This is a genomic window from Biformimicrobium ophioploci, from assembly GCF_030270605.1.
Lineage (GTDB): Bacteria > Pseudomonadota > Gammaproteobacteria > Pseudomonadales > Cellvibrionaceae > Biformimicrobium > Biformimicrobium ophioploci.
In genome coordinates this window covers 426,762-449,009 of sequence record NZ_BSYJ01000002.1, presented here as the reverse complement: position 1 = coordinate 449,009, position 22,248 = coordinate 426,762, and the positions used below count along the sequence as shown (strand labels likewise).

Below are 22,248 nucleotides of genomic sequence, written 5' to 3'. Positions count from 1 at the left end.
CTCTCATGTTTAAAGAAACCTGTCAATAAAAAAGCTGAACCTAGCCGGCAGACTCAAGATAGTGCACGCTGAACAGCCTGTCCGGGTCCAGCCAACTCTGCGCGAGCGTCAACCCTGCTGTACCAGCCAGTTCGGCAAAGTCTTTCACAGTGTACTTGTAGGAGTTCTCTGTGTGAATCGTCTCACCGGATGCAAACGCGATATCCTCACCGCCACAACGTACGGATTGGGCCTGTTCGCTCACCAGGTGCATCTCGATACGCCGATGATCCCGGTTGTAGAAGGCACGATGACTGAACTGCGCTTCGTCAAACTCCGCATCCAACAGCTGGTTCACATGATTGAGTACATTCAGGTTGAAGCGGGCCGTCACACCGGCCCCATCGTTATAGGCAGCATTCAGGCGCGCTTCAGATTTGTGCAGGTCGACACCGATCAGCAGCCCACCCTCATCGCCAATCAGTTTCCTCACCCGACACAGGAATTTGCGGGCGCTCTCTGGCTCCAGGTTGCCAATAGTGGAACCGGGGTAAAAAACCACGCGCTTGCCTGCCGGGAGCGCCTCCTCGCAGGGCCAGCCATCATTGAAATCCGCACACACCGCATGCACCTTCAGCCAGGGATATTCGTTGCCCAGCCGCGTCGCGGCCTCCTCGAGAAAACCTGCAGAGATATCCAGCGGCGCATAGGCCGCAGGCTGCAATGTATCAAGCAATAGCCGGGCCTTTTCACAGTTGCCGCTACCCGGCTCCATCAATACACAACCGTGACCGCAGCGCGCGCTGATTTCCTGGCGGTTTTCCTGCAGGATGCGAATTTCGGTCCGTGTTGGATAATATTCGGGCAGCCGGGTGATCTGCTCGAATAAGGCTGATCCGGCTTTATTGTAAAACCACTTGGGATTGATGGTTTTACGCTTCCCCTGCAGCCCCTGCAGAATCTCACTACGACTGTCGCCGACAGAAGGATGCAGATTGTGGAAATGTACATTCACAGGCGCTTGCACTCGCTTGTCCATAGATAATTTTTCCTTGACCGTCATTGCGGGTCCCGGGCCAGGCGAATGCCGCTGAATTGCCATCGGTCCTGAGGGTAAAAGAAGTTGCGGTAGCTCGGGCGCAAGTGGCCCGCGGTGGAAACACAGGAACCACCGCGTAATACCCACTGGTTACTCATGAATTTTCCGTTGTATTCGCCGATTGCGCCGGCTGAAGCCGTGTAACCCGGGTAAGGGCTGTACGCACTGCGTGTCCATTGCCAGCAGGCATCGTAGAGCTGCTGCAGTTCGCCGCACTGCCCTGCCACACCCGGGTGATAATGCCCGGTCCCGACGCCGTCCGAAGGCGGTGCGGCTTTGCTGGCTGCCAGCTCCCATTCCTGCTCCGTGGGTAGGCGAGCCCCGGCCCAGCGGGCAAAAGCGTCCGCCTCGTAGCCACTGACATGACACACAGGCAAGTCATCCCGCCGCGCTACTGCGCCATACAGCGTGTATTCCAGCGCGACACCATCACGCTCAAGCCAATACTGTGGGGCCGTCCAACCGGACGCCTGGACGGTTGCCCAGCCGTCTGCCAGCCAGAGTTCAGGGCGACGGTAGCCTCCGTCTTCAATGAACTGTGCATATTCGCCGTTGGTCACCAGCCGACCAGACAACTCGAATGGCTCCAGCCAGGACCGGTGCCGCGGCAGCTCGTTGTCAAAACAGAACCCTTCACCGCGATAACCGATCCCGCTCAGGCCGCCCTCATAACCTAGCCAGCACGGGGCTCCGGCAATGCCTGCCACTCCCATCTCACCCCTGATGTATGCCGGCAACAAGGGATTAACGGCGAGTGAGTATTTCAGGTCGGTAAAGAATAATTCCTGATGCTGGCGCTCATGCTCGATGCCCAGCTTCACACGTTCCAGGATCTCATCGCGCTCGGGATGGGTATCGTCCGCCAGCAACCCCTCCATCGCGGTATCCACCTGGCGTCGATAATCCCCGACTTCCTCAACGGTGGGGCGCGACAAAAGCCCCCGCTGCGGCCGCGGAAACTGCTCGCCCACGCCGTTGTAGTAGGAATTGAACAGCACCTCGTAAGCGGGTTCGGGCGATACATAGCCAGGAGAGAAAGGCTTCAACAGGAAGGTTTCGAAGAACCAGGTTGTGTGGGCCAGGTGCCATTTGGGCGGGCTAGTGAAAGCTTCGGCCTGCAGGCCGTAGTCTTCCAGTGCGAGCGGCTCGCAACAGGACAGCGAAAGCGCGCGGGTCTGACGATACTGTGCGAGTAGCGCCTCAATCATGCCGGCGCCCCCCGATTACCGCGCCGCCAACCCAGCAGCGCCCATCGCGCGATTCACTCAGTAACAGGCCGCCCTCCACCGAGCACTGTCGCGCACGCAGCGCCGGTCCCAATCCCCGCTGGCGCCAGTATGTGGACAGGAGACGCATAGCGGAGCCCGTGGCTGCGTCTTCCGGAACACCATATTGGGGAGCAAAATAGCGGCAAAGCACGTCCGCGTGTGTATCTGCAGCACCCGCGGGTGTTTCTTCTTCACAAGTCAGCACCAGCGCGCGCTGTGTGTGTCTCCCCAGCGCAATGCCGGGCGCGGGTATCGCGGCGAGATCCGTACCCCGCTCCAGCTCCACCACCAGGTACCCGGTGTCATAGCCCGCCAACGCACATGCGTCGACATCCACTGCGAGCAGTGTTTCGAGCCAGGAAGGCACACAGACGGGTTCCAGAGTGAGCTCGGGCAGGCTGATCCAGATTCGGTCACCGTGCAATTCGCAGGGCACCTGCTGCGAGCCGTTGAGCAAGGTGCCAGCCTGGCCCCAGACGTCAATCCACAAGGCAGCACAGCTCAACAGCCCGTGGCCACAGCACTGGATGGGGTCACTGGCGGGTGTAAAGCAGGCCACAGCTGCCTCACAAGCCCCGGTCGACCAGGTGAAACAGCGGGTTTCAGGTGATAAGGATTCAGGGCCTTTCGAGAAAAGTTCAGGCGGCGCGCACTCGGCCACGCTGACGCGACAGGGATTACCCCTCAATGAGCCGCTCGCAAATGCGCGCAGGTACCAGGTATCGCTTGATAAAAGGATCGGCCCGCCCCCGGATCGTTACACTATTCCGGTTACCTTCAGTCCTGGCGTCTCCGCCTTATCAGGGTTCTACCCGCCTGAGACGCGCTTCAAACCGCAACTTTCCGTCGCGATGCAGGATATAGCGCAAACCGCCACCATCCTGGTCCAGCTGAATCGTCCAGACATTACCCTTGGCCGCAGGAATCAGCTGCGCGGTAAAATCGTCCGCCATAAACCGCTGCTGAAAAGCCGTGCCGTCCTTACTGGCCCAACCGCCATAGTTGGTAATTTCATCCGGGCTGCCGTCTTTCTTGCGATGGTCGTGCTTGAGCAGCAGGCCGGTTTCCTGGACTGAAATGATCCATGTCCTGGAATGATCACTGCCGACATGAAACGGGATCTGTATCTGGTCATCCCGACACACACTGAGCACAGCCTCCAGGCGCCGGCCGAAAAAACCGTCGTCCGGATTCTTCGGAAATACCGATTCGCCGCGGAAAGTCGCGCCGCATAACTGGCGCAGGTTCGCATAAAACGCTTTCTGCTCGTCCGTCATCCCCTGCGCGCCAGCAAGAGGGGAAGCCACCAATATAAGTCCGCCCAGGGCGGCAAACACCAGGCCTGAAAGAGTGCGTTGCATGGTACAGAACTCCGGCAATGATTTTCCCGCCGTACCCTCTTCAGATTTGCGGAAAATTGGAACAGGATCTTTTAAAAATAGGTGCGTCCCACCGTATTCGCAACGACCGCGGCGGCAGGCTACCCGGCATTACCGGCAGGTCGAAAAACGCCTGCCAAGGACATTACCTCGGACGCCTGTTTCAAATAAATGGCATCTGCTGCCTGTTTCCTGTACAGTGCACACCCTGAAGCAATCCTTCAGCCCCTACCCGCATGCTCCTGTCTCCTGATTTGTGATGTCACTGCGGAAACCCATGCCGTAACCGCATCTGACCAAGCAGTTACCCACAATTGAGAGACTATTGAATGAGTTTTGAAGCACTCGGCCTGTCTGCGCCGATCCTTAAGGCCGTGGCAGCACAAGGCTACGAGACACCTTCTCCGATCCAGGCCAAATCCATCGCACCGGTCATCGCCGGTCGCGACCTGATGGCCGCAGCCCAGACCGGTACCGGTAAAACCGCCGGCTTTACCCTGCCGATCCTGGAGAAGCTTTCGAATGCGAAACCAGTTGGTGCCCGCCAGGCCCGCGTACTGGTGCTGACCCCCACCCGCGAACTGGCCGCCCAGGTTGGTGAGAGCGTGCAGACCTACAGCCGCTATATGAAGCGGATTAAATCCACGGTTGTGTTTGGGGGAGTCAAGATCAACCCGCAGATCGCACACCTGCGTGGTGGGGTGGACGTGCTCGTAGCAACCCCGGGCCGCCTGCTCGACCTCTACAACCAGGGCGCCGTGAAATTCGACGAGCTGGAAATCCTGGTGCTGGACGAAGCAGACCGCATGCTGGATATGGGCTTTATCCACGACATCAAGAAAATCCTGCGCATCCTGCCCAAGCAGCGCCAGAACCTGCTGTTTTCTGCGACCTTCTCGGACGAGATCCGCGCACTGGCCAAGGGGCTGGTCAATGACCCGCTCGAAATCTCGGTAACCCCGCGCAACTCGACAGCCAAGACAGTCAAGCAGTGGATCTGCCCGGTGGACAAATCGCGCAAGCCGCATCTGCTGTGCAACCTGATCCACGAACACCAGTGGCACCAGGTACTGGTCTTCACCCGTACCAAGCACGGTGCCAACCGCCTCACCAAGCAGCTGGAAGCGGATGGTATCCGCGCGGCAGCCATTCACGGCAACAAGAGCCAGAATGCGCGCACCAAGGCGCTGGCGGAATTCAAGAGTGGCAAGATCGGTGTGCTGGTGGCCACGGATATCGCCGCACGCGGCATCGACATCGACCAGCTGCCACAGGTGGTCAACTTCGACCTGCCGAATGTGCCGGAAGATTATGTGCACCGCATCGGCCGCACCGGCCGCGCAGGCGCCGATGGCCAGGCGGTTTCACTGGTCAGTGCAGACGAGATCAAGCAGCTGGCCGCGATCGAGCGGCTGATCAACCAGCAGCTGACGCGGAAAGAAATCGAGGGTTTTGAACCGGATCACGCACTGCCGGAATCCCGCGGTCAGCGTGGTAATCCGCAGCGCAAGCCGCAACAGAATCGCGGTAACGGCAATAGAAATGAAAACCGTAATAGCGAAGGCCGCAATGGCAACGGCGGTAAAAGCGCGGGTAACGGCCAGCAGCGCCGTGGCACATCCCAGGCCCGTGGTGCCCAGTCCGGCAATGACCGCAATGACCCGAATGGCAATCGCGCCGGGCAACGTCGCCGCCGTCCCAGCGGTAACCGTAGCAGACAGCCTGCCTAACCAGCTTCCCGCCTGATTGTACACGCTGCCTGCGGGCAGCTTATCCAGCAGGTGCCTCGGCAGAGGCACCTGCTGCCCTGCCCCGGTTTATCCACCAGCCAAACAGGCCTCCCGTGGCAAACATCAGCAAGCTGTAAGTTACCGCAGGTATCGTCATCACGCTGCTGCTCAGCAGGGTACCGGTCACAAACAAAGCGAGGGTTCCGTTCTGGACGCCCCCTTCAATCGCGACTGTAATCGCCTGCCTGCGCGAGAGCCGCATGCGCTGCGCGATAAAATAGCCGGCCAATAAAGTAACTACATTCAGAGCGAGCGTTGCCGCACCGGTCTGTACGAAGAAGCCGGCCATATTGTCTTTATTCTTCAACACAATTCCGGCAATGATCACAAACAGAATCACCACCGAGTAGATTTTCACCGGGCGCTCGGCGCGCGCAGCGAAACCCGGCCATTTCCAGCGTATGAGCATACCGACGATCACCGGCACAATCGTGATGGCCAGCAACTGCACGATGGTCTGCCCCACCGGGATGGCAAACTGCTGGGACTGGTCCATGAGCATGGTCATCGCCAGCGCCGTCAACAGCGGCACGCTGAAGGGCGCCACCACGCTGACAATTGCCGTAAGCGTGATGGAGAGCGCGACATCGCCGCGCGACAGGTAACTCAACATATTCGAGGTGGCACCGCCCGGGCAAAATGCGAGGATCATCAGCCCCACGCCCAGCTCGCCCGGAAGCCCGAACAGGAACACCAGTGCCAGCGCCACCGCGGGCAATACCAGCATCTGGCAGAACACACCCACCGCAACGGCGCGCGGCTCCCTGAGGATGCGTGCGAAATCATCCCGGACCAGGGACAGACCCATGCCGAGCATGATAATGATCAGTGAGATCGGGAGTACCACTTTGGTCAGGAAACCGGCTTCCATAAGTCTTCTCGTTATTCTCAGTCGCTGCCAGGCAGCGTTCTCGGCCTCATATAATTGCCCAGTTTATGCCCTTTCGTGGAAGACTGCCCGGGATATATGCCTGCCCTCCGTAGAAGCGGTGATGGCGCACACTATCGACATGACGTAACGAATCTTTATTTGCCACAAGATCGAAATACGGTAGCGTTGTCTCCATGACAAAAAGGAGATTCCCATGAAATCCAGGATTCTGACCGCAACTCTGGCGGCCACTCTGGTAGCCTGCGGGCAGCCACAAGAGAGCACTACAGCCAAGATTCCCTCCCCTCCTGTAGCCAAGAAAGTACCACACGAGATGGAGATCCACGGGCACAAGCGCGTGGATGACTATTACTGGATGCGCGACGACAAGCGTGCAGACCCTGAAGTCCTCGCACACCTCGCGGCAGAAAACATATATAAGGAAGCCATGCTCGGCCACACTAACGGCCTTCAGGAAGCCTTGTACGAAGAAATGGTTGGCCGCCTGAAGAAGGATGACACTACGGTCCCCGTATTGAAAAACGATTACTGGTACCAGTCCCGCTATATCCCCGGGGGCGAGTACCCCGTAATTGCCCGTACGGCAGACAAGCAAGGCGCCACCGAGGAAATCCTGCTGGATGTCAATCAGATGGCAGAAGGAAAGGATTACTACAACGTTGGTAACTATGAAGTCTCAACGGACAACCGGATTCTGGCCTACGCGGAAGACGAAGTGAGCCGTCGCCTTTACACAATCCGGTTCAAGGACCTGGAAACCGGGCAACTGTTGGAAGACGAAATCACCAATGCGGAGCCATACATTGTATGGGCGAACGACAACAAAACTCTTTTCTATATCGCGAAAGACCCACAAACTCTGCTCGGCTATAAGGTGATGCGTCACAAGCTAGGCACACCCCAGGCGCAGGATACCCTCGCATACGAGGAAAAAGACAATACCTACTACACCGGCATCGGAAAGTCCCGGGACGAATCCACCCTGTTTATCTACCACGCCTCCACGACCACCAAAGGGCAGTCCGCACTAGCGGCTGACACACCGGATGGTCAATTCGAGAAAATACTGCCACTGGAAGCGGGCCACGAATATCAGGCCGCACTCCTTGGTGACTATTATTACTTCCTTACCAACCTCGACGCGATCAACTTCAGGCTGATCAGGGCACCCAAAAACAACCCGGAGGACCGGAGCCAGTGGCAGGAAGTGATACCTCACCGGGAGTCGGTGTTACTCAACAGCTTCCAGCTTTTCGAAAATTATCTGGTACTGAACGAGAGAGAGGGAGGCCAGGCGCGGATCCGTGTGATCGCCCACGATGGCAGTAGTGACCAATACCTCGAGTTCAATGACCCGGTATATGCAGTGAATTTCGAGGATAACCCCAGCACTGCTTCAGAAACGGTACGTATCGGCTATTCCAGCCTGACCACGCCTTACACCATATTCGATGTGGCTTTGGCCAGCGGCGAAAAATCCTTGCGCAAGCAGACCGAAGTCCTCGGTAGTTTCGACCCGGCCGACTATCGTTCGGAAGGTATTCGCATCACAGCAAGAGATGGCGAGCAGATTCCCGTTTCTATTGTTTATCGCGCAGACCGTTTCAAGCGAGACGGGACCAATCCAATTTACCAATACGCATACGGATCCTATGGCAGCACCATTGACCCGTATTTCCGGTCGCACTACCTGTCGCTGCTCGACCGTGGTTTCGTCGTAGCAATTGCGCATATTCGCGGCAGCCAGAAACTGGGTCGCCCCTGGTATGAAGACGGCAAGATGTTCAACAAGATCAATACCTTCACCGACTATATCGATGTAACCAGGGGCCTGGTGACGCAAAAATATGGCGCGGCAGACAAGGTTTTCGCCGTAGGTGGCAGCGCTGGTGGCCTGCTCATGGGAGCCGTGGTCAATATGCAACCGGAACTGTATCGCGGCGTCGCGGCACACGTACCATTTGTTGATGTGGTCACTACCATGCTCGACGCGAGCATACCGCTCACCACCAACGAGTATGATGAGTGGGGCAACCCCAATAACAAGGACAGCTATGACTACATGCTTTCCTACTCGCCCTATGACCAGGTAAAGGCACAGGGCTACCCCAACCTGCTGGTGACAACAGGCCTGCACGACTCCCAGGTGCAATACTTCGAACCGGCGAAGTGGGTCGCCAAGTTGCGCGAACAGAAGACCGACGAAAACCTGCTGATCTTCCATGTAAATATGGAGGCCGGTCACGGTGGTGCTTCCGGCCGCTACCGCCGTTATAAAGAGCGCGCACTGGAGTTTGCTTTCTTTATGGACCTGATCGGTCTCGATGGCTGATACGGAGCCCCGGGCCCAGCCCGGGGTTTAATCCCCCCTCAACTGCAGGCGTAGAACCCCCATGTGCGGACGTTTTTCAGAACACCTCAGCAAAATGTACGGATGGGTGGAGTTCCTGCAGGACTGGCCGCGACCGGAGCACCCGCGTCACAATGTCGCCCCCACGACCAATATCGGTGTGGTCACCGCGGAAGGGGGGCGCCTGATGCTCTGGGGCATGATTCCGTCCTGGTCGGACAGTTTTGAAAGCAGCTATGCGACGTTCAACGCCCGCATAGAAACGCTCAGGGAAAAGCCCACCTTTCGCGGTGCCTGGAAGCATGGCACCCGTTGCCTGATCCCGGCGCGCGGATATTTCGAGTGGAAACAGCTCGGTAACTATAAGCAGCCCTACTTCATCCACGACGAGAGCCACGCACCACTGGTGTTTGCCGGACTGTGGGAACCCTGGGAACCTAAAGACGGGAAAGCAGAAGTAGAGCCGCGTTACAGCTGCACCATCATTACCAAACCTGCCGAAGGCAAGCTGGCAGCACTCCACGACCGGCTACCGGTGATGCTGGAGCTCAATCAGGCGGAAGAGTGGCTGCGGGGAGAGCAACGTGAAGCCGAGATGGTGATACCGTTTTCAAAGTCTGAAGGGCTGACTTACTACCCGGTCAGCCGCAAGGTGAACAACGCGCGGGTACAAGCCGACGACCTGATCGACCCGATCGATGACCCGGCCCGCTGAGCGCTGAATTTAGCTGAATTTAAAAGACGGTGAGATCGACCCGCATGGGGTTGTGGTCCGAAGATTCTGTATCCCAGGTATGCGCGGCCGTGGCCTTGAGACCGCGTACATAAATATGATCCAGCGCCTTGCCCAGAATACGAATACGCTGGTCCTGGCCAAACTCCACCGGCTTCAGGGACAGCCGGGCAGCCAGCTTGTTCAGCTCCCGGCTGCGCGCAGCGCTCCAGGTATTGAAATCCCCGGCAACAATTACCGGCCCATCATGCTTTGCCACCATCTCCACGATCGGCGCCAGTTGAGCCAGGTATTCTTTCAGCCCGAACGCGAAGTTGATGGAGTGAATGTTCACCACCATCAAGGTGTGTTCCAGGTCCTTGAGCGGGTGCTCGGTGATGGAAACGGCCTTGGGGGTATTCAACCAGGGTTCCAGAGCCGACAAGCTGCAGTGCTCTGCCACACGAGCGCGACTATAGGTCAGCACCCCGGTCTTCAGCTCACCGTCCACGTAACCCTGAGAAAAAGCGGCACTGTGATTTGGCAGCGCCGCATTCTTCAGCATGTGATGGGTGGCTTCCTGCAGCAAGACGAGATCCGCCTTTTCGGCAAAACGATGCAGGTCCTCACGCCAACCGTCCCGGTTACCCTTGAGGATATTCCAGTTAACGAGCCGAATTGCCGTCGGATCCAGACTGGCCTTGCTCAGGTGGCGCGCCAGTGGCTCACCACAGGACGGGTGTCCTACCGATTTGGAGACCGAAGCGTCAATTCCAATGCTGTCCGCAAAACCGAAAGGAAGGAAGAACGCGGCGCAAATCGGGAGTAACAGTCTTTTCAAACCGGGATACCTGCCTATTGAGCAAAATGGTCGGCGATTTTAACACTCAAACTGTTCATTTTTCCACCAAAATCCCAGTACCCCGACCGTCTGGGGCGTCACAAATAGGCCGTTAACCCAAGAAAGCTCGCAGGCTTAGATCAAAGTTCTAAAGCAGCCCCTCGGGCACCATTACCGTCATGGACAACAGCATCTGCCCCAGCGCCTTGCCCTGGGAATCCAGCCGCACGGAACCGGTACCACCGCCACCCAGCGCATTCTTCAGGACAAAATTGAACGCTCCCGGTCCCGGCAGGAAATAGCGCTCCACTTGACCCCGCTTATCTCTGAACAGGTGGGCAAAGTATTCGGCCAGAGCCTGTGCGGTCAGCTGCTGCGCGATCCACGGCAGGTATTCCGACCGGCGCGCCATGACACCGATATTGGCGTGATCGCCCTTGTCCCCACTTCGAGCATAGGCCAGCTTTATCAGCGGCACCTCTACCAGATCCGATGGCCCCACTGGAGGTTGCTCGCCCATAAACGTCGCACCGGCAAATGGCGCACTTGCATCAGTTCCCGGATAAGACTGTTGGATTAACACCTCATCGCCTAGCTGTACCGTCACGGGCACGGCCTCTTTTGCAATCAATGCGGAATGCACCTTCATCAAGGGCTGCGGCTTTACCCGGCCACCGGCGAGGCCACACATCCCGGGCGCGGCCGAGGTGGCCAGGTAAGGAATTTCTGCTGCAGCCACCTGCAGGGCGAACTTGTTGTCGTGATGCACCCCGAACTTGGCCATCACCTCACGCAGTGGATAGTGGTTGGCATGCGCCCCGTAACTGTCTTCATCACCGATAATCTCGATGCTCGCTTCACGGTAATCGCCGAGCCCGAAGATTTCAAATACGCTACGGGTGCGGCGTAACCAGGCATCGAGATTCGCCCGCGCCTTGGCCGGTGCTTCGATACCACCAACGTAAAAAGCACCCATCAGCCGGTATCCGTCGATCCATGTCGCACACACCTTATAGTCAGGGCCGGGCGCGCGCCCGCGCGCGCCGTTGACCTGTACACAATTTTCCGCGACCTGTTCGAGACGCACATGACTGAAATCACAGGCTACATCCGGCAACAGGTAGTTGGCAGGGTCGGCAATTTCATAAAGTATCTGTTCACCCACGGTTGCGGTCGTTACGAGCCCACCGCTTCCGGGCGTGATCTGAATCGAGAAGGTGCCATCACGCCAAATCTCTGCGATTGGATAACTCATGCGGGCAAAGTCCGGCACCAGCTGCCAGTCCGTAAAATTGCCGCCTGTGCACTGTGCGCCGCACTCGATGACATGCCCCGCCAGCGCACCCTGCGCGAGCAGGTCGTAGTCGCTATCGCCCCAGCCGAATTCATGTAGCAGTGGGCCAAGCACCACGGCGCTGTCCACCACCCTGCCGGTTACGACAATATCTGCACCCGCATCCAGGGCATCTGCTATCGGGCGCGCACCAAGGTAGGCATTGATGCTGGCAATGCGTTCCGGCAGGGGCGCGCCGGTTTCCATTTCCGGCAACCCTTGTTGCCGCAACGTTTCCAGCTCTGCGGAGAGGTCATCACCGTATACACCGGCAATTTTCAATTGCAGCCCGAGCTCGTCCCGCAGCCGCTCGAGCGCGGCAATACAGGCCGGCACATTTACACCGCCCGCGTTGGCGACGACCTTGATGCCCTTGTCTGCACAGTCCGCCAGTACCTGGCGCATGGCGACACTGACAAAATCCACGGCATAGCCAAGGTTGTCATCCCGGCTTTTCGCTCGCGAAAGGATCGCCATGGTCACTTCTGCCAGGTAATCGAAAACCAGGTAATCGATATGACCGCCGTCTACCAGCTGCCTCGCTGCCAGTTGGCTATCGCCATAAAATGCAGAGGCGCAGCCGATGCGTACTTTTTTCTCCCCGACCATCCCTGAGTCAACCATCCGCTTCCTCTCCGGCAATGACGGCCACCTGCTGGCGAGCCTTGATCTGCTGCCCCGGCGTCACATCGACACTCTTGATATTACCAGCGCGCCCAGCCTTGAGCGGATGCTCCATTTTCATGGCCTCAAGCACTGCGACGGTATCACCCTGCACAACACGTGCGCCGGGCTCTACCAGCAACGCGACTATGGCTCCGTCCATCGGCGCTGACACAATCCCGTTCGCGGCATCAGGCCCCGCGGCACTCACCGCAGGGCTGTCACTGACATTACGCACATGCCAGTGACCGCAGCCATCGTCCAGCCACAACCCCCGCGTACCCTCATGCGCACCAACGCCATCAGTATGGGAGCAGATTTTTCGACGCACTCCATCGACAATCAGCTCTCTCACGTCCGGCGAACCTTCGTTGGTTTGATCCGGCAGCGTCACCTGAAAAATTGAATCGTCCCCAACGGTCACCCGATATTCCTGCTCAATGTCAGTGGGTGAGAGCTGGACGCTTTGCTGCTGGCCTTCAATGTCCAGCCGGTAATAAACATCGCGTGCGATGGAAGCCGGCCAGCGCATGGTTGCAGGCACCAGCGCCCGCGCGAACAGCAAGGCAGCAGCGATGGCAAAAGTCTGCTCAGGTACGACCCTTGCTGTTGCTGATGACCCCGCCATGCACTCCGGTACAAATGCCGTTGTCGCCTGCCCCTCAACAAACACCGGATGTTGCAGAGCATCCTGCAGGAAGTGTCGGTTGTTATGCACCCCCACCAGCTGCATGCCCGCCAGGGCGGAGCCAAGCCGGCGAATGGCAGTAGTACGGTCTTCACCCCAGGCAACCAGCTTCGCCAGCATCGGATCGTAAAACGGCGTCACCTCGCTACCGGACCCGACTCCGCTGTCCAGACGCACACCCGCTAGCTCCGGCACATACCACTGCAAGAGTCTTCCGCTCTGGGGCAGGAATTCATTGCGCGGGTCCTCCGCATAGAGGCGCACTTCCACTGCATGCCCATGCAAGCGCACATCCTCCTGCGCCAGCGGCAGCGGCTTGCCCTCAGCAACCTGTAGCTGCAGTGCAACCAGATCGAGTCCCGTCACCATCTCGGTCACCGGGTGCTCTACCTGCAGCCGGGTATTCATTTCCAGAAAATAAAAATTACGCTGCGCATCCACCAGGAATTCCACGGTGCCTGCTCCGATGTAATCGCAGCTTTGCGCCGCGCGCACGGCGGCGCGCCCCATCGCTTCGCGCAAGGTATCGTCGACAAACGGAGAAGGTGCCTCTTCGATAATCTTCTGGTGCCGGCGTTGTACGGAGCAATCGCGCTCGCCCAGATAGACCGTATTGCCATACTGGTCGGCAAATACCTGCACTTCAATGTGCCTCGGCGCCAGCAGCGCTTTTTCCAGGATCAGTTCGCCGGAACCGAAAGCACTGGTCGCTTCGGAACGTGCACTGGCAAGGTGGGTCCCGATTTCCTCCTCCGAAGACACCAATCGCATGCCGCGCCCGCCGCCGCCAGCGGAAGCCTTGACCATCACCGGAAAACCGATCTTGCGAGCGGCGTCGATCAATGCTCCATCCGACTGCTCTGCCCCTTCGTATCCGGGAATACAGGGCACGCCCGCCGCCTGCATGGCCAGCTTGGACAGGCGCTTGCTGCCCATCAGCTCAATCGCCTCTGCCGACGGGCCAATAAAGGTCACACCAGTCTGGGCGCAGGCCCGCGCGAAGGCCGCGTTCTCTGACAGGAAACCGTAACCGGGATGCACCGCGTCAGCGCCGGTCAGGGCAATCGCGCGTAGAATGTTTTCTATATCGAGATAGGACTCCGCCGCACGAGCACCACCGATACAAACAGCTTCATCTGCCATCCGTACATGTGGCGCCTGCGCGTCAGCGTCACTGTAGACAGCCACAGTGCGATAGCCCTGCTCTCGCGCTGTACGCAGTACCCGTACCGCGATCTCGCCACGATTGGCGACCAGGATTTTATTCATCAGCATCACCGCTTTCATTTGCTGCCCAGGCCGGTTTGCGTTTTTGCAAAAAAGCGAGCGTACCTTCCTGCCCCTCATCCGCGAGCAGGCATGCCGCGAACACATCTGCGGCGCGGTCCAGCAAGGCTTCCCGCTCGAGGCTCGCCACATCGAGTAACAGTTTTTTGGTTTCCGCCAGCGCATTGGGGGCAACCCTGGTCAACTGCCTGAGCACCGCTGTCAGTTGCTGTTCCAGCGCCTCCTGCCCTTCGCAAAGGTGATGCACGAGGCCCAGCTGCTCCGCCTCGACACCGTCGATGCGCTCCGCGAGTAACGCCAACCGCCGCGCGTGGGTCAGGCCAATGCGATCGACAACGAAAGGGGCGATCTGTGCGGGGATGACGCCGAGACTGGCCTCCGGCATGCCAAAGCGCGCACCGCGCTCGGCGATGGCGACATCGGCAACACAGGCGAGGCCAAAGCCGCCGCCCATGACAGCGCCTTCGAGCACGGCAATGACAAGTTGTGGCGCGTGGTTTACGCGGGAAATCAGGTGGCCGAAGCTGCGGTTGAAGGCGCGCATGGCGTGCTTGGGATCGCCATCCCCGGACTGCATGCCGGAGATATCGCCGCCGGAGCAGAAGTTGGCTTCCGCGCCGCGCAATACCACCGCACGCACCTGGCGACTGCCCTCGATGGCTTCGAACACCGCCATCAGTTCCGCCACCATGGCTGCATTCATGGCATTGCGCCGGGCAGGCCGGTTAAGGGTGATTTTGAGCACCGGGCCCTGCTGTTCCAGCAGCAGCTCGTTGCATAGGGGTAGATTCATGGCCGCGCCTCCATTCCTTGTCCATTTGTAACAAAAACAGACCTTCAGGAAGCGGCAAAGCCTGTCAATCTGACAGGCTTGCGGTGCCAAGTTTCAGGAGGTAATGCCCTTACAGGGGAATATCGCGACCGGCGCGATCGCCATCTGCACTTAATGCACGGACAGCCTGGGCGGTTTGCGGCGGGTTATCGCTCGAGTAGTCGTGCCAGTTGCCGTCGCCATTCAGGTACTGCAGGCGCAGGCCCGGCCACGGGGCGTTGATCCTGACCGCGCCATCCTCGATGCGCGCGCCCGGTACCGGCACGCGGTAGGCGACTCCGGCCAGATCGAGCTTGTAGAGCTCACGTTTAGCCAGAGCGCTGGCAAACGACTGCCAGTCTTTCTCCAGCGCAGCCCTGTCCACGAACTCCGTGGACGCGCTGAAGCTGCGGCCCTGCACATAGTCCAGCTCCCACGGCGCCCGGTGCCAGGCACGCTCCGCCAGCGCCAGCAGACGCGGGAATACCATATACTCCGCGCGGGCATCGGTGCGCACCACTTCGCTCCACAGCTGCCCCTGCATGCCAACGATTTTCTCGATCGCAGCTGCTGGCTGGTCGCTGTTCGCCTGCCAGGTCCCGCCGTCGCGATTGCGTGACACTTCCGCCATCTGCGGCGTGTTCAGCGGTGCATAGCTGAACGTCTTGCGGGTATCCGTATAGCGCGCGGCCCAGTAATAACCGCTCTCTTTCGGGTCTACCTCGTAGGGCATATCGAAGTAGAGGAAGTCGCTGTGAGACTGCACCATGGAGAAGCCCTTCTCCGCCATATGCAGGCCCTCCTCACCACCGCCCCACATCAGCGGCGCCCAGGCATTAACCAGATTGTTTGGCGTAGCCAGCTCGGCCTCTGGCGACTCCACCCGCTTCAGGCCATCGTGCCAGGCCATCATGGTGTCGATACCCCGGGCAGCCACCAGCTCGCTCACACGCTGGGCGAAATGACGTGGCAGGTCATCGGTGGATGCGATATCGCCGGCATCGATCATCTTCTGGCAGGCCGGTGACTCACTCCACGGCTGCTTGCGGTAAGACGCATCGATATCACCCTTGTTAGGATCCTCGCCCGGCGCATCCTCGAACGACGCGCTGGCATAGATATTGACTGCTTCATCGCCGCCAAAATGCCACGCCTGCAGCGGCTGCCCCGCCTGCTCGTGCATGGACTGGATTTCGCTGATCACCTTGTCCACGAAGCGGTAGGAGGAGGCAATACAGGGGTTCAGGTAACTGTCTGTATAGAACTGCACGGAACGGAAGCGGGTCGTATCCTGCGGGTCGATCAGGCGGAATTCCTCGGCCGCAGCCCGGTCTTGCTCCAGCAGCTTGCGGTAGCGCGCCTCCATGGAAACCACCGCCGCGCGCGCATGTGCGGGCATGTCGATTTCAGGAATCACCTGGATAAAGCGCGCATCGGCATAGGCCACCAGCTCGCGATAATCGTCAGTACTCAAGAAACCACTGCCATTGTTGTTACTGTCCGGCCCGGAACCCAGCTGCGGCAGGAGGCAACGGTTTTCCTCCAGATCGAAGCAACGCTTGCTGCCCACTTCCGTCAGCTCCGGCAGGCCCGGAATCTCAATGCGCCAGCCCTCATCGTCTGACAGGTGCAGGTGCAGCTTATTGAGCTTGTAGGCCGCCATCTGGTCAATCAGTTTGAGCAGCATGGTTTTGGTGTGGAAATTACGACCCAGGTCGATATTGAAACCGCGATAGTCAAAGCGCGGAAAGTCGACGATCTCCACCTGCGGTAGTGCCTTGCCCTGCGCATCGAGCAGGCCGATCAGGGACTGCGCTGCGTAGAAAGCGCCAGCCTCATCAAAAGCCACCGCTTGGGCGCCGTCCGCACCGGTTACCAGCTCATAACCACCGCTGCGCTGGGCGGCATCGGGCAGCTCTTCCGGTGCGACCTTGATAGTAATCGGGTAGGCATCGCCCGCGAGCCCCAGCAGATTCAGGCGCGCCTCGATCGCCTGGGTCGCAGCTTGCGGCAGACCGGATACCTGTAAGGTAATGCCGCCTGCCACATCGACTGGCGCATCGGCCAGCTGTTGCTGGCGCCAGGCCTGCGGAATCAGGCGCGCAGTGCTGTCTGCTGCAGCCGGCGCGACCTGTGCATAGCGCTCAAAGCGGCTCTCGGCCGTAGCCAGAATGTTTTCATCAGCCCCGGTGCGCATCCAGTTCTGCGGGTCGTAATGGGTAATCGGCAGGATCAGCTGATCGATATCGTCGGTATCGGTGGAGGCAATCACATGCGCCTCGCCATCCGCGCCAACCACAAAGAAGCGCGGCATGAAATCGGACTCGAACTGCATCCAGTTCTCGCCCAGCATCTCCAGCACCAGCTCCCCTTCGGGAATGCCCTCAAAACTGGCATTTGGGGAAAGGCGGTAGAGGTCGCCATTGATATTGGTGACGTCAAAGCCCGGGTTGTTCAGGACCGCAAAGGTACGACGAATACTGTGGAAATAAATGGCCCAGTCACGCTGGTCTGCGCCGATGGCTGCTCCGGGGTTGTCCAGGCGGATCTCATAAGTGAAACACACGGCACCGGAGCCACCGGCCTTCTTGCATTGCGCGCGCATCTCAGGCGTGGCCGCCTGGAAGTTGATGCGCACGGCCTGCTGCACCCCGAATTCTGCGGCTATGCGCGCAGCCACATCCGTACCAGTGTCGGCAGCCTGCGGGCGACTGGCCTCCCTGTCACCACAGCCGGCAGCCAGCAGCGCCGCTGCCAGCGCCGCAATACCCATGCGTCGAAAATTGCTTTCCCTAAACATTGTGTCCCCGAACGTTTTATTGTTGTGCGTTGGTTACTTCGCGATCGTTGTGTGAGCAGCAGTTTCGCGCCGAATGACAGCGTTGTCAAACCGACCTCAGGATCCCCCTTACAGAAGCCTGCCGTGAGGCGCCAGGCCGGGCTCACCGCTCGCTGACGGCTAATGCCCGACACTGCGCAAAACCACGTCAGCCGGCGGGTCGCTAGGGTGGTGTCCTCAAATTCAACCAGATTTTTTTCGCATAAGAAGGAATTTCCATATATTTTGTAGGTCTAAAAAATACAACGGATAACGACCCCGGACACACAGAGACAGGCGTGCAAATTCGCCCAAGGCCGCACCAGCGCTTGGCTACAGCCCGGCGCGCATTTTTTGGCCAAATCAGGGTTCGAACAGAGGCATCAAATTAGTCATTTTGTCGAACGCGGCGACGTGAACCCGGTCTACACCTGCCGCCGAAGGCTGAGCCATAATAAGTTTCGACGGGCACAGCGGTTGGCGCCCAAGATCCGAGAGGAATTACGCACCATGGAAATCGCCGGAAAGTCTTGCAGCTTTGCGTTCCGAGTAATCCCGGCCATGGGTGCGATGGCGCTGGCGCTGATTTACACATCGGCGCCCTGCCAGGCCGACGAGCTCTTTATCCCGGAGAGCAACTCGCTCAAGCGGCACCAGAACTCGATGCCACTGCATTTCTCCGACAGCGCGTTCGGAATGGACAACAAGGACCTCGAGGAGGCCGTCCAGAACCTGCGCAGCAACGCCATGAGCGGCACCCAGCGCCAGCTCAATTATCAATGGCTACAGATGCACTCCGAACTCAGTGTAAACGAGGAGCGCTACGGCCTGCCCAAGCGCAAGCGCCCGGTCACCGGCGGCAAGGCCGTCAACCAGATCCTGAAGATGGGCTGGCGCACCTACTGGGAGCAAAAGGAGCAGCAGAACAAGCACGGACTGTTGCCGAGCAAGGGCGGCAAGATGCAGTTCGAGCAGACCGGCGCGCTTGAGTACGACGTGCGCCTCTCCGGCGACAAGCTGAACTTCTCCTTCGAACTCGAGTTCTAAACCGCCGGCGTTAAATTCACACTGCAGTTTTGCTACTATCGCCGCCACTCAATCAGTAACCAAGCGGCGGTTTTCACGTGCCCAAGGAATTTTCCGACCTTCCCATCGCCAGCGTGCCCCAACGCCTCGCAGCCCTGGGCTACGATGTCCTGATCCTGGCTGGCCTGATCATGGTGTACGGCTTTGCCTTCATGATGCTGGCCGGCGCGGTCACTGGCCTGGACTGCAAGCCGGATGAGCTGGACTACTCGCCCTGCGTGGGTGGCCCGCTGTACCAGCTGGGCATCCTCGGTGTGATTGCCGCCTACTACATCTATTCATGGCGCGGCGCGGGCCAGACGGTCGGCATGCGCGCATGGCGCCTGCTGCTGGCCAACCATGATGGGACCCAGCTCAGCTACCCGCAGTGCTTCAAGCGCTGCCTGGTGGGGCCCATTTCTCTGGTCGCCGCTGGCCTCGGCTTTTTCTGGGGATGGATCGACAAGAACGGTGCCAGCTGGCATGACCTGGCCTCGGGCTCCGAGATGCGGGTACTACCGAAGAAGAAAAAGAGCTGATTCGGGCCCAGCCCTGATCCCACGCGGCCCAGCGGTAGCCGGTGTCAAAACTGCCTGACGGCTACTGTTTTGACAGAGCAGCCTTTCGGCAATTGTTTTGAAACCGGCTCCCCCTAGCCCGCTTCCCCTCTGGCAATTTAAAAACCCTGTCACAGAGGGGCATGTCATAGCCGGCCGGGAATCCCATTCAAAACAATTGCCGTAAGGCTGCCCCGAATAAGAAAGCAGCCGACAGGCAGTTTTGAATGGGGTTACCGGGTGGCGCCCGAAGCCGGACTCCAAGGCGGCCGGGAATCCCATTCAAAACATTTGCCGTAAGGCTGCCCCGGATAAGAAAGCAGCCGACAGGCAGTTTTGAATGGGATTACCGGGTGGCGGACGCAGCCAGAATGCAAGCCGGCGGGGAACCCCTTTCAAAACATTTGCCGAAAGGCTGCCCCGGTTAAGAAAGCAGCCGTCAGGCAGTTTTGAAAGGGATTACCGGGCGCCTGAAATACCAATGGCTAGCGGGCCCGGCGCAGCAGCGCCCATCCGAGGCCAAAACAGAGCAGGATGGGTACCAGCACGGCAATCAGCGGCGAGAAACCGAATACCAGCGAAGACGGGCCGAGCATATTTTGCGTGGTCTGGAAAATGATCCCCACGATCACACCAGTGAAGACCCGCAGGCCCATGGTGACTTCCCGCAAGGGGCCGAACACAAAGGAAATCGCCACCAGCACCAGGCTCGCAATCGCCAGCGGTTGCAGCGCCTTTTTCCAGAATTCCAGCCAGTAGCGGCTCGCATCGTCTTCCTTCTTTTCAAGGAAGTTAGCGTAAGACCAGAGATTGGACATGGACAGGTCGCCCGGGTGCGGCGCGATCAGCGCGAACAGGTTCGGGGTCACCTCCGTCTCCCAGTTCTCCCGGAAGCTGACATCATTCGTGACAGCATCCGCGCTCATGCGTGAAATCCGGGTGTTCTCCAGCTGCCAGCCCTCCTTGTGGAAGGAGCCACGCTCGGAGAACGCCACCTGTTTCAACTGCCGGTTTTCATCAAAGGCGTAACGGGTAATACCAAACAGGGTGCCGCCGGGCAGCGCCGCGTTGAAATGGACAAACTCCTCGCCGTCCCTGAGCCACAGTCCCTTCTCCAGACCCTCCGCCTCCAGCTCCCCGAGCAGGTGCGCCTTGCGACTCTCCGCCTGCTGGTTGGTATGCGGAATCACGAATTCGCTGAGCGCCGCCCCGAGGATGATAAACAGCAACAGGGGCTTGAGTACGGACCACGCCAGGCGCCCAATTGATATGCCCGCCGCGCGCATGATGGTCAGCTCGCTGGTGCTGGCAAGACTGCCGAGGCCGACCATGCAACCCACCAGCGCTGCCATCGGCAGCAGCTCATTGATACGCGCAGGCAGGGTCCAGAGTACGTAAACCACAGCCTTACCCATGGTGTAGTCGCCAGACACCGATTCCTTCTCATCGATCAGCGCCGCAATCACCATCAGGCCAAGGAATACCAGCAGGACGCCGATCACTGAAGCCGCAACCGTGCGCCCGATATACCCATCCAGCTTATGCATGGGCACCTCCATCGGCGACAGGCGCCTTCTTGCGCGGGCGCCCCAGCTTATTGCCCTGTAGCAGCACCAGGGCCGCGATAATAAAGGGCACATGCACTAACCAGATGGCTGCAGGCGTTTCCACCCTGCCATCCTCAACCGCGCTCCTCACGGCCTGCAGCAGGGTCAGGTAAATGAAATACACCAGTACCGCCGGGATCATCTTGGCATAGCGGCCCTGGCGCGGGTTCGTGCGACTGAGCGGCACCGCCAGCATCGCCACCACGATCACCAGCACCGGCAGGCTCAGGCGCCAGTGCAGTGTTGCCTTGGCGGCGATGTCGTCCGACTTCATCAGCCTCGTGGTCGGTGTCGCATCCAGCTCGCGGCTGCGGCTGGTACGGATGCGGGGCACATCCAGCAGTACTTCATAGCTGTCGAATTTCATTACCCGGTAATCCCGGGCGCCGGGCACGCCCTCATAGCGATAGCCGTCCTCAAGCACCAGGTAACGCAGACCTGTATCGGGATCGATGCGCTGCTCACCGGTTGCGGCCGTGGTCACCACCTGCAGGCCGGTATGCATCTCATCCACATCCTCGGCGCCACGCAGCTCGGCCAGGAAGACATCCTGCATCTCCGAACGCTCCTCGTTCAGGGAGCCTGCGTAATACACCGCCTGATCGCCCTGGGTCTGGATGAATTTCTTGGGCACCAGGTAATCGAATTCGTTGCGCGTTTTTTCCGCAGTCAGCAGCGAGTCACTGCGCGCAGCCCCAACCGGGGTGAAATAGAGGCTCATGGCGCCTACGAAGGCCGCCAGGCAAAGTGCCGGAATCATGGTATACGCGAGTAACTGCCGCTCACTGAAGCCACAGGCGTGCAGCACCGTCATTTCACTTTCCACGTACAGCTGGCCGTAGGCCATCAGAATGCCGACGAAAAAGCCGAGCGGCAGTACCAGCTCCAGGAACCCGGGAATGCGATACCCCATCAGGGAGAAAAGAATACCGGCAGAGAGATCCCCCGCTGCTGCCTCCGCGAGATATTTCACGAAGCGCACGCTCATCACCATCAACAACAGGACCAGGCTCACTGCCACGGTGGCAGAAAACAGGCTCTTGGTCAGATATCGAAAAATAATCACCGCGTTGTTGGGTCCCTGATTTGCGAATTTGCCCGGCTGAATT

17 protein-coding genes are annotated in these 22,248 nt (G+C 59.1%); 5 read left to right on the top strand and 12 right to left on the bottom strand.

From position 1 onward, the window contains the following. Positions 1 to 40: 40 nt before the first annotated feature. From egtD to QSJ80_RS05405, 4 genes are all read right to left on the bottom strand, one after another. The gene (gene egtD, locus QSJ80_RS05420; protein ID WP_285763330.1) at positions 41 to 1,018 is read right to left on the bottom strand and encodes an L-histidine N(alpha)-methyltransferase; all 978 of its coding nucleotides are present in this window, start codon (positions 1,016 to 1,018) and stop codon (positions 41 to 43) included. 20 nt (positions 1,019 to 1,038) lie between these two features. Further along, positions 1,039 to 2,286 carry an ergothioneine biosynthesis protein EgtB gene (egtB, locus tag QSJ80_RS05415; protein ID WP_285763329.1) on the bottom strand — a complete coding sequence of 416 codons (1,248 nt, stop codon included), beginning with the start codon at positions 2,284 to 2,286 and terminating at the stop codon, positions 1,039 to 1,041. Beyond that, a complete protein-coding gene (locus QSJ80_RS05410) occupies positions 2,279 to 2,905 on the bottom strand; it encodes a PhzF family phenazine biosynthesis protein (protein ID WP_285763327.1) in 627 nt (208 codons plus the stop codon). Before QSJ80_RS05410 ends, egtB begins: the two co-directional genes overlap by 8 nt. 241 nt (positions 2,906 to 3,146) lie before the next feature. Further along, the gene (locus QSJ80_RS05405) at positions 3,147 to 3,707 is read right to left on the bottom strand and encodes a hypothetical protein (RefSeq protein ID WP_285763326.1); all 561 of its coding nucleotides are present in this window, start codon (positions 3,705 to 3,707) and stop codon (positions 3,147 to 3,149) included. 347 nt (positions 3,708 to 4,054) lie between these two features. Between QSJ80_RS05405 and QSJ80_RS05400 the strand changes: the two genes are divergently transcribed. Next, positions 4,055 to 5,455: a DEAD/DEAH box helicase gene (locus QSJ80_RS05400; protein ID WP_285763325.1), complete on the top strand. Its 1,401-nt coding sequence runs from the start codon at positions 4,055 to 4,057 to the stop codon at positions 5,453 to 5,455. A gap of 40 nt (positions 5,456 to 5,495) precedes the next feature. On the opposite strand, the gene QSJ80_RS05395 is transcribed toward QSJ80_RS05400, so the two are convergent. Further along, a complete protein-coding gene (locus QSJ80_RS05395; RefSeq protein ID WP_285763324.1) occupies positions 5,496 to 6,386 on the bottom strand; it encodes a bile acid:sodium symporter family protein in 891 nt (296 codons plus the stop codon). A gap of 214 nt (positions 6,387 to 6,600) precedes the next feature. Here QSJ80_RS05395 and QSJ80_RS05390 point away from each other — a divergent pair, with 214 nt between their 5' ends. Then, positions 6,601 to 8,739 carry a S9 family peptidase gene (locus tag QSJ80_RS05390; protein ID WP_285763322.1) on the top strand — a complete coding sequence of 713 codons (2,139 nt, stop codon included), beginning with the start codon at positions 6,601 to 6,603 and terminating at the stop codon, positions 8,737 to 8,739. Between the two features lie 61 nt (positions 8,740 to 8,800). Continuing rightward, complete coding sequence (locus QSJ80_RS05385; RefSeq protein WP_285763321.1) at positions 8,801 to 9,472, top strand: SOS response-associated peptidase; 672 nt, start codon at positions 8,801 to 8,803, stop codon at positions 9,470 to 9,472. Positions 9,473 to 9,491: 19 nt separating this feature from the next. On the opposite strand, the gene QSJ80_RS05380 is transcribed toward QSJ80_RS05385, so the two are convergent. From QSJ80_RS05380 to QSJ80_RS05360, 5 genes are all read right to left on the bottom strand, one after another. Next, entirely contained in the window at positions 9,492 to 10,310 is an 819-nt protein-coding gene (locus tag QSJ80_RS05380; RefSeq protein ID WP_285763320.1) for an endonuclease/exonuclease/phosphatase family protein, read from the bottom strand. 148 nt (positions 10,311 to 10,458) lie between these two features. Next, positions 10,459 to 12,267, bottom strand: a complete 1,809-nt coding sequence (locus QSJ80_RS05375) for an acyclic terpene utilization AtuA family protein (protein WP_285763318.1) — start codon at positions 12,265 to 12,267, stop codon at positions 10,459 to 10,461. Continuing rightward, positions 12,260 to 14,263 (bottom strand): acetyl-CoA carboxylase biotin carboxylase subunit, encoded by a 2,004-nt coding sequence (locus tag QSJ80_RS05370; protein WP_285763316.1) that lies wholly within the window; start codon positions 14,261 to 14,263, stop codon positions 12,260 to 12,262. Before QSJ80_RS05370 ends, QSJ80_RS05375 begins: the two co-directional genes overlap by 8 nt. Beyond that, entirely contained in the window at positions 14,256 to 15,074 is an 819-nt protein-coding gene (locus tag QSJ80_RS05365) for an enoyl-CoA hydratase/isomerase family protein (protein WP_285763314.1), read from the bottom strand. Before QSJ80_RS05365 ends, QSJ80_RS05370 begins: the two co-directional genes overlap by 8 nt. Before the next feature lie 109 nt (positions 15,075 to 15,183). Further along, complete coding sequence (locus tag QSJ80_RS05360) at positions 15,184 to 17,892, bottom strand: family 20 glycosylhydrolase (RefSeq protein ID WP_285763313.1); 2,709 nt, start codon at positions 17,890 to 17,892, stop codon at positions 15,184 to 15,186. Between the two features lie 528 nt (positions 17,893 to 18,420). Between QSJ80_RS05360 and QSJ80_RS05355 the strand changes: the two genes are divergently transcribed. After that, a complete protein-coding gene (locus QSJ80_RS05355; RefSeq protein WP_285763312.1) occupies positions 18,421 to 18,957 on the top strand; it encodes a hypothetical protein in 537 nt (178 codons plus the stop codon). 77 nt (positions 18,958 to 19,034) lie between these two features. Continuing rightward, complete coding sequence (locus QSJ80_RS05350) at positions 19,035 to 19,514, top strand: RDD family protein (protein WP_285763311.1); 480 nt, start codon at positions 19,035 to 19,037, stop codon at positions 19,512 to 19,514. Positions 19,515 to 20,017: 503 nt separating this feature from the next. Here QSJ80_RS05350 and lptG read toward each other — a convergent pair. Together lptG and lptF are read right to left on the bottom strand one after the other, a co-directional pair. Next, positions 20,018 to 21,079 carry an LPS export ABC transporter permease LptG gene (gene lptG, locus QSJ80_RS05345; protein ID WP_285763310.1) on the bottom strand — a complete coding sequence of 354 codons (1,062 nt, stop codon included), beginning with the start codon at positions 21,077 to 21,079 and terminating at the stop codon, positions 20,018 to 20,020. Further along, a complete protein-coding gene (gene lptF, locus QSJ80_RS05340; RefSeq protein WP_285763309.1) occupies positions 21,072 to 22,205 on the bottom strand; it encodes an LPS export ABC transporter permease LptF in 1,134 nt (377 codons plus the stop codon). Before lptF ends, lptG begins: the two co-directional genes overlap by 8 nt. Positions 22,206 to 22,248: the final 43 nt, after the last annotated feature.